At 63.5% G+C, this 13,393-nt stretch carries 9 protein-coding genes and 2 pseudogenes; 7 read left to right on the plus strand and 4 right to left on the minus strand.

What is annotated here, in order from left to right:
- Positions 1-5: 5 nt before the first annotated feature.
- On the minus strand, positions 6-203 hold the full coding sequence (locus X728_RS0134260) for a hypothetical protein (RefSeq protein ID WP_023668260.1): 198 nt from the start codon (positions 201-203) through the stop codon (positions 6-8).
- 177 nt (positions 204-380) lie between these two features.
- Between X728_RS0134260 and X728_RS1000000171360 the strand changes: the two are divergent.
- The 4 genes and pseudogenes from X728_RS1000000171360 to X728_RS160955 form a co-directional block, all read left to right on the plus strand.
- Positions 381-2,507: pseudogene (locus tag X728_RS1000000171360) on the plus strand (hydantoinase/oxoprolinase family protein); the annotation flags it as partial.
- 220 nt (positions 2,508-2,727) lie between these two features.
- The gene (locus tag X728_RS1000000171365) at positions 2,728-4,338 is read left to right on the plus strand and encodes a hydantoinase B/oxoprolinase family protein (protein WP_245266093.1); all 1,611 of its coding nucleotides are present in this window, start codon (positions 2,728-2,730) and stop codon (positions 4,336-4,338) included.
- 81 nt (positions 4,339-4,419) lie between these two features.
- Complete coding sequence (locus X728_RS160960; protein ID WP_023830774.1) at positions 4,420-5,667, plus strand: DUF3419 family protein; 1,248 nt, start codon at positions 4,420-4,422, stop codon at positions 5,665-5,667.
- Positions 5,664-6,320, plus strand: a pseudogene (locus X728_RS160955) (methyltransferase domain-containing protein); the annotation flags it as partial. The gene X728_RS160960 and the pseudogene X728_RS160955, both read left to right, overlap by 4 nt.
- A gap of 168 nt (positions 6,321-6,488) precedes the next feature.
- On the opposite strand, the gene X728_RS160950 reads toward X728_RS160955, so the two are convergent.
- Positions 6,489-7,868, minus strand: coding sequence for a serine hydrolase (locus tag X728_RS160950; protein ID WP_023753539.1), 1,380 nt, complete (start codon positions 7,866-7,868; stop codon positions 6,489-6,491).
- 283 nt (positions 7,869-8,151) lie between these two features.
- Between X728_RS160950 and X728_RS160945 the strand changes: the two genes are divergently transcribed.
- On the plus strand, positions 8,152-8,949 hold the full coding sequence (locus tag X728_RS160945) for a GH25 family lysozyme (RefSeq protein ID WP_023830776.1): 798 nt from the start codon (positions 8,152-8,154) through the stop codon (positions 8,947-8,949).
- 32 nt (positions 8,950-8,981) lie between these two features.
- On the plus strand, positions 8,982-10,211 hold the full coding sequence (locus X728_RS160940; protein ID WP_023830777.1) for a lytic murein transglycosylase: 1,230 nt from the start codon (positions 8,982-8,984) through the stop codon (positions 10,209-10,211).
- A 25-nt stretch (positions 10,212-10,236) separates the two neighbouring features.
- On the opposite strand, the gene X728_RS160935 is transcribed toward X728_RS160940, so the two are convergent.
- Positions 10,237-11,136 carry a LysR family transcriptional regulator gene (locus tag X728_RS160935; RefSeq protein WP_023830778.1) on the minus strand — a complete coding sequence of 300 codons (900 nt, stop codon included), beginning with the start codon at positions 11,134-11,136 and terminating at the stop codon, positions 10,237-10,239.
- 131 nt (positions 11,137-11,267) lie between these two features.
- On the opposite strand from X728_RS160935, the gene X728_RS160930 reads away from it, so the two are divergent.
- Entirely contained in the window at positions 11,268-11,999 is a 732-nt protein-coding gene (locus X728_RS160930; protein ID WP_023830779.1) for an SDR family oxidoreductase, read from the plus strand.
- On the opposite strand, the gene X728_RS160925 is transcribed toward X728_RS160930, so the two are convergent.
- Complete coding sequence (locus X728_RS160925; protein ID WP_023668250.1) at positions 11,996-13,216, minus strand: alanine racemase; 1,221 nt, start codon at positions 13,214-13,216, stop codon at positions 11,996-11,998. The genes X728_RS160930 and X728_RS160925 overlap by 4 nt on opposite strands.
- Positions 13,217-13,393: the final 177 nt, after the last annotated feature.

Below are 13,393 nucleotides of genomic sequence, written 5' to 3' on the forward strand. Positions count from 1 at the left end.
TGCTGCTACTGCGCGGGGGCAGGAGCAGGTGTTGCCGGAGCCGGTTCTGCAGGCTTCGGTGCATCCGGCGTCGCCGGCTTCATGGGCTCGGCGGCTGGCGGATTGGTGCTCTGGGTGGTGGTGTTATCCGTACCGCTGTCGCTGCAGGCGGCAACGCCGAACAGGGCCAGGGCGGAAACGGAAGCAAGAATGAGCTTTTTCATGACATCTCTCCTTCAACACACGCTCACGTTGCGGTGAACGGTCGAAGGCAAAATGCATCAAACGGCCATGAGTTTCGTAACGTTGCGTTTCCTGATGTAACATCCGCGCACTACCGATTGCGGGCCGGGCGATGCCGAACTAACAGTCTGGACCCAAATGCAATGCCGGAGTTCTGCGTGGACAAGAAATGGGATTTTTGGATCGACCGCGGCGGCACCTTTACCGACGTGATCGGACGTGATCCGCAAGGCGGTTTGCATCCCAGGAAATTCCTGTCGGAAAATCCCGAAGCCTATCCCGACGCGGCCATAGCCGGCATCCGCGAGCTTCTGGGGCTCAAATCCGGCACCGCTATTCCTCCGGGCCTGGTCGGTGACGTCAAGATGGGTACCACCGTTGCCACGAATGCGCTGCTGGAGCGCAAGGGCGACCGTGTGCTTTTGCTCATCACCAAGGGTTTTCGCGACGCGCTGAAGATCGCCTATCAGGCGCGGCCGGACATCTTCGCCAAGGAGATCATCCTTCCCGAACAGCTCTACGAGCGAGTCATCGAGATCGACGAGCGTGTGCGCGCCAATGGCGAGGTCGAGCGCTTGCTCGACATCGCCGCCTGCCGGCCCGCCATCGAACAGGCGAAGGCCGACGGCATCGATGCGGTGGCCATCGTCTTCATGCATGCCTGGAAATATCCCGACCACGAGAAGGCGGTGGCGAAAGTCTGCCGCAAGATCGGGTTCAGCCAAGTCTCGGTCAGCCATGAAGTCTCGCCGCTGATCAAACTGGTCGGCCGCGGCGACACCACCGTGGTCGATGCCTATCTGTCGCCGATCCTGTCGCGCTATGTGCAAAGGGTGGCGGGAGAACTGGGCGCGACGCCAATCTCCCCACTTGTGGGGGGTGAGGAGCGGTCGGCCAAAGGCCGAGAAAAAGCCAACGATTTGGCTTTTTCAGCGACGAACGCCCGGAGCCATAGCGAAGGGCAGTCCGCAAAGCCGACAGGGGGGGGCGCTGTCCCGCCAGCGCCTCATTCCGTCACGCCCCCCTCTGCCCTGCCGGGCATCTCCTCCACGAGGGGGGAGATTGGCCAATCTCCTCGCCTGATGTTCATGATGTCGTCGGGCGGGCTTACCGCCGCCGACATGTTTCAGGGCAAGGACGCGCTGCTGTCCGGCCCGGCCGGCGGTGTCGTCGGCATGGTCGAGACGGCGAAACTCGCCGGATTCGAGAAAGTCATCGGTTTCGACATGGGCGGCACCTCGACCGACGTCGCCCATTATGACGGCGAGTATGAGCGCGCCTTCGACACCGAGGTCGCCGGCGTGCGCATCCGTGCGCCGATGATGCGCATCCATACCGTCGCTGCCGGCGGCGGCTCGATCCTGCACTACGAAGCCGGCCGTTTCCGCGCCGGCCCGGATTCCGCCGGCGCCAATCCTGGCCCCGCCGCCTACCGGCGCGGCGGCCCGCTGGCCGTCACCGACGCCAATGTCATGCTGGGCAAGCTGCAGCCCGATTTCTTCCCGGCAATTTTCGGCCCAGGCCAGGACCAGCCGCTCGATGTGGCCGCCGTGCGCAAAAAATTCGCTGCGCTGGCCGTCGAAATCGGCGATGGCCGCACGCCGGAAGCCGTCGCCGAAGGCTTCGTCACCATCGCGGTGGAAAACATGGCCAATGCCATCAAGAAGATCTCCGTGCAGCGCGGCTATGACGTCACTGAATATCTCTTGAACTGTTTTGGCGGCGCCGGCGGCCAGCATGCCTGCCTGGTTGCCGACGCGCTCGGCATGGAGGCGGTACTGATCCACCCCTTTTCCGGTCTGCTCTCAGCCTATGGTATCGGCCTGTCGTCGGTTTTCGCGTCGCGCCAGCAGGCGCTCCTGAAGCCGCTTGCCGAAGAATCCAGGACCGAGATCGCCAGCCTCATCGGCACGTTGAAAAAAGCCGTCATCGCCGAATTGGCAGCGCAAGGCATTGCGCAGGACAAGATTGCGGCAAAGCCGGTGCTGCACATCCGCTATGACGGCACCGACACCACGCTGCCGGTGAATTTCGAACAGGACTCTATCTTCCAGGCCAGGCGCGATTTCGAATTGGCCCACAAGGCGCAGTTCGGTTTCGTCTATGACGACAAGCCGATGATCGTCGAGACCGTTGGCGTGGAAGGCGCCGAGATCGTCGAGACCACGGCCGAAGCCGTTGCGCCCGCCGGACCGGCAAGGGTTGAAGCGGGTGCGTCCGGAACGCGGCGCATCTACACCGAGGGCCGCTGGCATGAGGCCGGCATCCATCGCCGCGAAAACCTGCGCCCATCCAATCTGGTCCCAGGCCCCGCTTTGATCATCGAGCCGAACCAGACCATCGTNCATCGTCGTCGAGCCGGGCTGGCAGGCCGAAATCACCAACCTCAATCACGTCGTCATTCGCCGCACGGAACGGAAAGTTCGCACGGCTGCCCTCGGTACCGAAGCCGATCCGGTGATGCTGGAGGTCTTCAACAACCTCTTCATGTCGATCGCCGAGCAGATGGGCGTCACGCTGCAGAACACCGCCTATTCCGTCAACATCAAGGAAAGGCTGGACTTTTCCTGCGCCGTCTTCGACCGTCATGGAGCGCTGGTCGCCAACGCGCCGCACATGCCGGTGCATCTCGGCTCCATGGACCGCTCGGTCGAAACCATCATCCGGCTGAACTCCGGCGACATCCATCCCGGCGACGTCTTTGCGCTGAACGCCCCTTACAATGGCGGCACGCATTTGCCTGATATCACGGTGGTGACGCCGGTGTTTTCCCTCCCCCTTGAGGGGAGGGTGGCCGCGCAGCGGCCGGGTTGGGTCCTCTCAGAAGGCACCGCAAGAGCGTCGAGCACTGCCGCAACGACCCCCTCCGGCGGCTCCGCCGCCACCTCCCCCTCAAGGGGGGAGGAAGTAATCTTCTACGTAGCCTCACGCGGCCATCATGCCGATATCGGCGGCACTGCCCCCGGCTCGATGACGCCGCTTGCCACCACGGTCGACGAGGAAGGCGTGCTGTTCGACAATTTCCGCGTTGTCGATCGTGGAAAATTCCGCGAGACGGAGTTGCAAACGCTGCTCACCGACCACGCCTACCCCGCCCGCAACCCGCACCAGAACATCGCCGACCTCAAGGCGCAGATCGCCGCGAACGAAAAGGGCGTGGCGGAATTGCGCAAGATGGTCGGCCATTTCGGCCTCGATGTCGTCGAAGCCTATATGGGCCATGTCCAGGACAACGCCGCCGAAAGCGTGCGCCGCGTGCTGGAGCGGCTGCCCGATAGTTCCGAGTACGAATACCCGACCGACACCGGCCAGGTGATCAAGGTGAAGATTACCGTCGATCGGCAAAAGCGCGAGGCGACCGTGGACTTCACCGGCACCTCGAAGGTCGAGAAGAACAATTTCAACGCGCCCGAGCCCGTCGCCCGCGCCGCCGTGCTCTATGCCTTCCGCGTCATGGTCGAGGACATGATCCCGATGAATGCCGGGTGCCTCAGGCCCATCAACATCATCATCCCCGACGGCTCGATGCTGAAGCCGGCCTACCCCGCAGCAGTCGTCGCCGGCAATGTCGAGACCTCGCAGCATGTCACCAACGCGCTGTTCGGAGCCATGGGCGCCATGGCCAATGCGCAAGGCACGATGAACAACCTGACCTTCGGCAACAAGCAGTACCAGTATTACGAGACGATCTGCTCCGGTTCGCCGGCCGGACAGATGAACTCCGGCCGTGGCTTTGCCGGCACATCGGGGGTTCACACCCACATGACCAATTCGCGACTCACTGACCCTGAGGTGCTGGAACTGCGCTTTCCCGTTTTGCTCGAGGATTTTCACATTCGCGAGGGCTCCGGCGGCAAAGGCAAATGGGATGCCGGCGACGGCACCAGGCGGACGATCCGTTTCCTCGAAAAGATGGAATGCGCCATACTGTCCTCGCACCGCAACCGCCCGCCGCAAGGCCTCGATGGCGGCGGTGACGGCCAGGTCGGCTCGACCAAGGTCCGCCGCCAGGACGGCAGCGTCGAGACGCTGAAGGCCTGCGACCAGACCGTGCTCGACGCCGGCGACGCCGTCATCCTGACAACGCCGACACCGGGGGGATTTGGCAAGGCCTGAACTCGCGTCAACAGCCTGTCACCCGCCTGTCATGCCCCTGCGCTACCCGCTTGCGCCAAAGCAAACGGGGAATCATTAGCCATGACGGACGTTTCGGCAGATCTCGTTTTTCGCCGCGGCAAGGAAGTTGGAAAAGCCGTCTACCGGAACCGCCCGCTGTCGAAGGCCGGCATCTCGGAGCGGCTGTTCGCCCTCTTGTTCTCCGGTCTCGTCTATCCGCAGATCTGGGAAGACCCTGAACTCGACATGGAGGCCATGCAGCTTGGCCAGGGCCACCGCGTCGTCACCATAGCGTCGGGCGGCTGCAACATCCTCGCCTACCTCACCCGCTCGCCTGAACGCGTCGATGCGGTCGACCTCAACGCCGCCCACATCGCCTTGAACCGGATGAAGCTGGAGGCGGTGCGGCATCTGCCCTCGCAGGGCGATCTGTTCCGTTTCTTCGGCGCCGCCGACACCAACCACAATTCGCAAGCCTATGACCGCTTCATCGCGCCGCATCTCGACCCGGTCAGCCGCCACTATTGGGAGCGTCGCAGCTGGCGCGGCCGCCGGCGCATCACCGTCTTCGACCGCAATTTCTACCAGACCGGCCTGCTCGGCCTGTTCATCGCCATGGGCCACCGCAGCGCCAAATTCTTCGGCGTCGATCCCGCCGGTATCATGGCGTCGAAGAGCCTCGCCGACCAGCGCCGCTTCTTCAACGAAGAGCTGGCGCCGGTCTTCGACAAGAAGCTGTTGCGCTGGGCTACCTCGCGCAAGGCTTCGCTGTTCGGCCTCGGCATTCCGCCGGCGCAGTACGATTCGCTGATCACCTCGGGCGATGGTTCGATGGCCAGCGTGCTGAAGGCCCGGCTGGAAAAGCTCGCTTGCGATTTTCCGCTGAAGAACAACTACTTCGCTTGGCAAGCCTTCGCCCGTCGCTATCCCAATCCGGGTGAGGCCGCCCTGCCCGCCTATCTAGAAGAGGCCAACTACAAGGCGATCCGCAACAATGTCGATCGCGTCGGCATCCACCACTCCAATCTGATCGAATTTCTGGCCGGCAAGGACGCAGGCACCGTCGACCGTTTCGTCCTGCTCGACGCGCAGGACTGGATGACGAACGACCAGCTCAATGCCCTTTGGTCGGAGATCACCCGCACCGCCTCGGTCGGCGCCCGAGTCATCTTCCGTACCGCCGCCGAGCCCAGCCTGCTGCCGGGCCGCGTCTCGATCTCGCTGCTCGACCAGTGGACCTACGAGGACGAGGCCTCGCGCGACTGTTCGGCCCGCGACCGCTCGGCCATCTATGGCGGCTTCCACCTCTATGTGAAGCGCGCGGCATGAGCGCGAGCGAGCTGCCGGCCGACCATGCCGAACTGATGGACGGCGTCTATCGCTGGCAGCGCCACATCTACGACCTGACTCGCAAATATTACCTGCTCGGCCGCGACCAGATGATATCCGGGCTGGATGTGCCGGCGAATGGCAGAGTGCTCGAACTTGGCTGCGGCACCGGCCGCAACATCGCGCTTGCCGCCCGCCGCTATCCCGACGCCCGCCTCTACGGCCTCGACATCTCGGCCGAGATGCTGGAGACGGCGAGCAAGGCGATCGGCCGCGACGGCCTGTCCGGCCGCGCCGTGCTGGCGCGCGGCGACGCCACCGATTTCGACGCCAAGACGCTGTTCGGCGTCGAGCGCTTCGACCGCATCTTCGTGTCCTATTCGCTGTCGATGATCCCCGGTTGGGAAAAGACGGTTTCGGCAGCCCTTGCGGCACTCGCGCCCGGCGGCTCGCTGCATGTCGTCGATTTCGGCCAGCAGGAAGGCTTGCCCAACTGGTTCCGGTCATTGCTGCGCGGCTGGCTCAAGAAATTCCATGTCACGCCACGTGAATCATTGCGCGAAGTCTTGGAATCGGAATCTCGGCGAACCGGCGCAAGCTTCTGTTTCCGCGCGCTTTATCGCGGCTATGCCTGGCTGGCGGTCGTCAAGATCGCGCACTCTTACCTCCCCCTCGATGGGGGAGGTCGCGCCGAAGGCGCGGGTGGGGGTGAAGTGCCAGGCACCCCGCCCCNGGGGGGGGGGGGGGGGGGGGTGAAGTGCCAGGCACCCCGCCCCGGCGCTACGCGCCGACCCTCCCCATCAAGGGGAGGGTAAAGGGAGCTAGCGCAGTGCCTTCATCAGCGCGCCGACCATCACCTGCGGCCGGTAGCCGAGCTTGGCCGGCGTCAACCCCAGCCGCACCACCACCAGTTGCTCCGACGGGATGATGGCGACCGTCTGGCCGTCATGGCCCTCCATCCAGTAGGTATCGTTGGGCAGGCCGGCGGCGACGCCGGCGCCGGGATTTCCTTCGTCCCCCGGGGCTTCGATCCAAAGTTGCCCCTTGCCGTAGACTTTCGAGGCCGGTGCCGGTTCGCGCATCCAGTCGACGAAACCGGCCGGCAGGATCTGGTTGCCGTTCCAGACGCCGCCCTGCAGCAGGAATTGGCCGAACCGCGCCCAGTCATGCCCCGTGGCATAGAGGTAGGATGAGCCGACAAAGGTACCCTCCTCGTCGGTTTCGAGCACCGCGCTTTGCATGCCGAGCGGCCCGAACAGCGCTGTCCTTGGCCACATCAGCGCCTTGTCCTTGTCGCCGATAGCATCCTGCCACAGCCGCGACAGCATCACCGCCGTGCCGCTCGAATAGGAAAAGACCTTGCCGACGTCGCCGGTCAGCGGCTTGGCCTCGGCGAAGCCCGCCATATCCGGTTCGAGGTAGAGCATGCGCGTCACATCGGCAACGTCGCCATAATCCTCGTTGAACTCGAGTCCGCTCGACATCGCCATCATATCGGCAAGGCTGATGGCGGCGCGGCCGTCCGCCTTCCATGAGCCGAACAGGCCCTGATTGGTCACCGCCATCTTGCCGTCCTTGACCAGCGTGCCGACGAGCGCGGCGTTGACTGTCTTGGTCATCGACCAGCCCAGCAGCGGCGTTTTCGCCGAAAAGCCGTCGCCATAACGCTCCGCAACAATGCGGCCATTTTTGACCACCACCACGGCGCGCATGCCGATGCCGGTCATCGCCGCACCGTCGAGGATCTTGTTGATTTCGGGATTTTGCGAGGCATCGACTCGATCTCCCTCGGGCCACAGATCGCCCTTGGTGGCCGCCGACGCCTCGGCAGGGATTGACGTGCGCCGTGCCTTGCCGACGTCGCCATCGGGAACCGAGGCGCAACCCAGGCCGGCGCGCGCAACGGCAACGCTCTTGCCGAGGAAGCCAAGCAGCCCGGCCGAGACGGTCCCCCTGTTCTTGTCGACCGACACCTTCATCAGCCTGAGAAGCGGATGGCCGGGCGCCTGCACGTCGATGGCAAGCACCTCATTGGGATCACGGCCGGCGATAAAAACATTGGAGCAGACAATCTTGGCGGAATAACCGGAACCGACCCGGATCAGGTCGGGCGGCGCGATGTAGAGCCAGGTAAACAGGGCGGCTATGGCCAACACGACCAGGCCGAGCAGCCATTTGATGATCTTCACGGCGATCCGCATCTTTCCGTCCCTGCTTTTCCGCTGGCCGTGGCTTGCGGCCCGATTTATGTCATCGATTTGCCGCCATTGCTTCCGCACAATCGGTGTTCTTGTCGAGCGCCGTCAACCTGTTATCAACCATGATCGGCGATCACTGATGCATGTCGCCCAAAAGTGCGCAGCGGTTTTGAGACAACGACATGCACGAAAATAGCGTATCAGGCGATGCTGTGGGGCGATCGCCTGAGGGGCACTTGCAACGACAACCCAACAGCGACCGGCTGATTCCGGCTCGGGAAATGCGATGCGCCGTTTTGCGGCCCTCATCACGTTGACGCTGCTGGCCGCCTGCTCGACCGCCAGCGATCTCGTGCCCTCGATGTCGCCATCCAGCAGCCCGACGGTTGCCGTGCGCGCACCGCGTTTCGAAGACTCCAAGCCGCATGAATGGGATACCGGCGCGCCCTGGAACTATGCCGTTCACGGCACCGACGTCTCCAAATACCAGACCTCGGTCGACTGGCCGACGGCCAAGGCCAGCGGCATCTCCTTCGCCTTCATCAAGGCGACCGAGGGCGGCGACCGTTTCGACGAGTATTTCAACGAGCATTGGTCGCGCACCAAGGCCAATGGCATTCCGCGCGCGGCCTACCATTTCTTCTATTTCTGCACGCCGGCCGCCACCCAGGCGCGCTGGTTCATCCAGAACGTGCCCGTCGACCGCTCGGCCATGCCGCCGGTGCTCGACATGGAGTGGAACCCGCAATCGCCGACCTGCAGGCTGCGCCCGGATTCGGCAACGGTGCGGGCCGAAATGACCACCTTTCTCGAGATGATCGAGCGGCACTATGGCAAGAAGCCGATCATCTACACCTCGGTCGACTTCTTCGACGATAACGACCTTTCGACCTTCCGCGGCTATCCCTACTGGCTGCGCTCGGTCGCCGGCCACCCCCGCCAGAAGTACGGCAGCCACCCCTTCACCTTCTGGCAATACACCGGAACCGGTATCGTTCCCGGCATGACCGGCAAGTCCGATATCAACGTCTTCAACGGCACTGAGTCAGCCTGGAAAAAGTGGCTGCGGCAGAACACCCGTTGACACCGGCTCTGCCGCCGGCTTTTCGACGTCCCATGCGCACCTACCTGCAACCACTGGGATATTTACGCCGGAAACAGTCGAGGAGCCGCCTGCGCTCCGGGCTGCTCGCGGCCCTGCTGCTCGGCGCTACGGCGATGCCGGCGGGGGCGCAGGAATGCGGCGGCGACTTCGAAACCTGGAAGCAAGGCGTGGCGGCGGAAGCCAAGGCGGCCGGTGTCGGCGCTGTGGGCCTTGACGCACTGGAAGCCGCCACCGTCGACGACAAGGTGCTGGCGCGTGACCGCGCCCAGGGCGTCTTCGCACAGACCTTCATCCAGTTCTCCAACCGCATGATCTCGGCCTACCGGCTGAAGCAGGGCGCGGTCAATCTGAAGAAATACGCCGAAATCTTTGCGCGCGCCGACCAGCAGTTCGGTGTCCAGGCGCCGATCATCACCGCCTTCTGGGGGCTGGAGACCGATTTCGGCGCCGTGCAGGGCGATTTCCACACGCTGAGCGCCTTGGTGACGCTGTCGCATGACTGCCGCCGCCCCCAGCTGTTTCGGCCGCAACTGGTGCCGCTGTTGACGCTGATCGATCGCGGCGTCGTTCCGGCCGACGTCACCGGCGCCTGGGCCGGCGAGATCGGCCAGACGCAGATCCTGCCTTCCGACTATCTCGCGCGCGGAGTCGACGGCGACGGCGACGGCATCGTCGACCTCAGGCGCAGCGTACCCGACGTGATCATGACCACGGCCAACAAGGTGCTGTCGCGCGGCTGGAAACGCGACCAGCCCTGGATCGAGGAAGTGCGCGTGCCCGAGGACATGCCCTGGGAGCAGACCGGCCGCACCAACAAGTTGCCGCTGTCGCAATGGGCCGCCTGGGGCGTCACCAATCCCGATGGCACGCCGCTGATCGACAATGGCCTGAAGGCCGGCCTGGCGCTGCCGATGGGCCGCAAAGGTCCGGCCTTCCTCGCCTACGACAATTTCGACGTCTATCTCGAATGGAACCAGTCCTTCACCTACGCGCTGACCGCCGCCAACTTCGCCAGCCGGCTGGCCGGGGCAAAGCAGTTCGACCCGCGCAATCCCGAAACCGGGCTCAATGGCGACCAGATGAAGGAATTGCAGACCAAGCTCGAAGCCAGGGGCTATGACGTCGGCACCGTCGACGGCATTCTGGGCACCAACACCCGCGAAGCCATCCGCAAGGAACAGATGCGGCTCGGCATGCCGGTAGACGGCTGGCCGACGCCGGAGCTTTTGGGGAAACTGTGAGTAGAATCTGCCCAAGCTGAGTTCCTTATTCCCTACTCCTTGCCCGGACGAAGTCGATAAATGCCCGCAAAGCCGGGGGGACGTGCCTCGAACTCGGGTGATACAGGAAGAAGCCTGGAAAGCTGGGCGACCAGGGCTCTAGAAATCTCATCAGCCTGCCCGCATCGATCCAGGACTGGACCTGATAGTCGATCATGTAGGCAACGCCTGCTCCACCCAGCGCCGCGTTCAGCATCAGCTCGGTGTCGTTGACAGTCAGGCTGCCCTCGACGGCGATTTCCAGAGACCGTTTGCCGCGCGCGAACTCCCATCGATAGAGGTTGCCGCCACCAGGCCACTGGAATTTTATGCATTGGTGCTGATGCAACTCCTGCGGATGGCGCGGTATGGCCCGATTTTCGAGATAGACGGGAGCGGCCACCGCCGCCATCTGCAAATCCCCGCTCAGTTTCACTGCCACCATGTCCTTCTCCAGCCGCTCGCCAAGCCTGATTCCGGCATCGAACCGTCCTCGGACAATGTCGGTCAGGGTATCGTCGACGATGACGGTCAGCGCGATATCAGGATAGGCGCGTTGGAAGTCGCCAAGGATCGGGCCGATGAACCGCACCGCGGCAACACGCGGCACGTTTATTCGTAGCGAACCCGCCGGCCGATCACGCGCGGCATGAATGTCCGCTACGGCGCCCTCCAGCTCTTCGAACGCAACGGCAAGGCGCGCAAACAGCGTCTCGCCAGCACCAGTGGGTGAAACACTACGCGTCGTGCGATTCAGCAACCTGACGCCGATGCGAGCCTCCAGTTGCCGGATCGACTGGCTGAGCGCCGGCGGGGAAACACGCAGCCGGGCGGCGGCGCGGACGAAACTACGCTCTTCCACGATTGCGGCGAATGCCTTGAACTCGGTGAATTCAGAACCGCGCATTGTGTATCCCTAGATTAACAAGCTAGTCAGATAATAGGCCATTATCTGATCAGTTGCATGGCCCTATCTCTCGACTAGCGGACCCGTCAGATGAAACCGGCACGGGCCTGAATGATTGAAGGAAACGTATCATGCCCAAGTCCTTGCAAGGCAAAACCGCACTCGTCACCGGCAGTTCGCGCGGCATTGGGCGAGCCATCGCCGAAGGACTCGCCTCCAAGGGCGCTGCCGTCGTCGTCAACTATGTCGGCAACCACGAAGCCGCTGACGAGGTCGTGGCCGCCATCGCCGGCAAGGGAGGAAAGGCGATCGCCGTCCAGGCCGACATATCAAGCGTCTCGGATATTCATCGCCTGTTTGACGAGGCTGAGAGTGAGTTCGGCGCGATCGACATCGTGGTTGCCAATGCCGGCGTCGCCGTCATCAAGCCTCTGACCGAGGCAACCGAAGCCGATTTCGACCATGTCTTCGGCACCAATGCCAAGGGCACGTTCTTCGTGCTTCAGGAAGCAGCGCGCCGTGTGCGAAACGGCGGCCGCATCATCGCGGTCTCCACCGGCGGCACCAAGATGTTCTTCACGCAAACGGCGCTCTATCTCGGCAGCAAGGGCGCCGTCGAACAATTCGTCCGTGTGCTCTCGCGTGAACTCGGACCGCGCGGCATCACCGTGAATGCGCTGTCGCCTGGCTTCACCGACACGGACCTGCTTCCCGAGCGCGATCGCGCCGTGGCGGCCGGCATGTCTCCATTTGGCAGGATCGGCGCGCCCCGCGACGTTGCCGATGTCGCGGTCTTCCTGGCCAGCGACGAGGCCCGCTGGCTGACCGGCGAGAATATCCAGGCCGGTGGAGGCGTCGCCTAATCCGCCATTGTCTCCAGGCTGGCGAATCCCTGCGGCGCATCGCCTTCATCGAAGGGTGTCGTCACCTCGACGAAGGTATCGGGATAAAAGCCGTTGAAGCGGGTTCTTAGCGACAGCGAATAGGCGCCGATATGGCCAATCTCGATCCAGTCGCCGGTGTCGACGGTTTCCGGCAGCCAGAACGGCCGGGACAGGATGTCGACGGAATCGCAAGTCGCGCCGCAGACCTTGAACGGCACGATGTTCTTTTCCTCGCCATTGCGCGAGCGGATGGCCGGATCGGGGATGAAGCGGGCCGGCAGTGTGATCTTGCCGGTCCAAGAATCCGACAGCGACGCCCAGATGCCGTCATTGATGTAGAGCCGCTTGCCCTTGCGCAGCAGCACCCGCACGATCAGCGACAGGCAGCGCGCCACGATCACCCGGCCGGGCTCGGCCACCAACGGGATCTGGTCGAACTGGTATTCCCTCAGGTCGCCCGACAGCCGCGACATGATCTGGCCGAGCGACGGCATCTCGATCTGCTTGCGATTGGGGTCATGGCCGTACTCGGCGGGAAAGCCGCCGCCGACATCGAGGCCCGCAATGTCGAAGGTCAGCCGGTTGCGCACCCAATCGGCGGAGGCCAGCGCCCGCTCATAGGTGTCGGGATCCTCGATCTGGCTGCCGACATGGAAGCACAGGCCGACCTTGTAGCCGGTGCGGTTGAGTCGCTCGGCGAGTTCCACAGCATAGGCCGGCCCGGCGCCGAATTTCTTTGACAGTTCATAGGCCGCCGAGCCCTTGGTCTGGATGCGCACGAACACGCTGATGGAGCCCGGATCGATGTCAAGCGCCCGCACCACCCGCGTCAGCTTGGTGATCTCGTCCTCATGGTCGAGCGAAATGACGCGGATGGCGTATTTTTCCAGCGCAAGCTTGATGTCCGACTGCGCCTTGACCGGATGCATGTAGAGCATCTCGGCGTCGGGTGAGACGGCGCGAACTGCGGCGAACTCGCCGGGCGAGGCCACATCGAAAGCGGTGACGCCGGCTTCGACCAGCGCCTTCAGCACGATCTGCTCGCCATTGGTCTTGACTGCGTAAGCGGTCTTGCCGGGAAACATGCCCATGAACTGTTTGGCATCCGCCTTCAGCACCTGCGGGCGAAAGCAGTAGACCGGATCGTCCGGCCGAAGCGCCAGCGCCGCCTCGCGGGCATTCTCGAATCGCTGCATGGACGAATCCCCTGACTTCTCGGCTGCGCACAATTAATCCAAGCTAGCGGCCAAAGAAAACAATTCTGTGTCTGGCGGGCACTGACCCAGCGGCGCACCCTCTGGCAGCACTGTTGCCAGCAATCAGGTTTCGGGTGGCTCTTGTCGCCGGACCCGATATGCCTTCTGCCTGAGTGG

Origin of the sequence: Mesorhizobium sp. L103C119B0 (genome assembly GCF_000502235.1) — a bacterium.
In the GTDB taxonomy this organism is placed as follows: domain Bacteria; phylum Pseudomonadota; class Alphaproteobacteria; order Rhizobiales; family Rhizobiaceae; genus Mesorhizobium.

What these genes read in the sequence shown, in the direction of transcription:
- X728_RS0134260 (WP_023668260.1), bottom strand. Translation starts at nt 203, where the DNA reads ATGAAAAAGCTCATTCTTGCTTCCGTTTCCGCCCTGGCCCTGTTCGGC.
- X728_RS1000000171365 (WP_245266093.1), top strand. Translation starts at nt 2,728, where the DNA reads ATGGGCGTCACGCTGCAGAACACCGCCTATTCCGTCAACATCAAGGAA.
- X728_RS160960 (WP_023830774.1), top strand. Translation starts at nt 4,420, where the DNA reads ATGACGGACGTTTCGGCAGATCTCGTTTTTCGCCGCGGCAAGGAAGTT.
- X728_RS160950 (WP_023753539.1), bottom strand. Translation starts at nt 7,868, where the DNA reads ATGCGGATCGCCGTGAAGATCATCAAATGGCTGCTCGGCCTGGTCGTG.
- X728_RS160945 (WP_023830776.1), top strand. Translation starts at nt 8,152, where the DNA reads ATGCGCCGTTTTGCGGCCCTCATCACGTTGACGCTGCTGGCCGCCTGC.
- X728_RS160940 (WP_023830777.1), top strand. Translation starts at nt 8,982, where the DNA reads ATGCGCACCTACCTGCAACCACTGGGATATTTACGCCGGAAACAGTCG.
- X728_RS160935 (WP_023830778.1), bottom strand. Translation starts at nt 11,136, where the DNA reads ATGCGCGGTTCTGAATTCACCGAGTTCAAGGCATTCGCCGCAATCGTG.
- X728_RS160930 (WP_023830779.1), top strand. Translation starts at nt 11,268, where the DNA reads ATGCCCAAGTCCTTGCAAGGCAAAACCGCACTCGTCACCGGCAGTTCG.
- X728_RS160925 (WP_023668250.1), bottom strand. Translation starts at nt 13,216, where the DNA reads ATGCAGCGATTCGAGAATGCCCGCGAGGCGGCGCTGGCGCTTCGGCCG.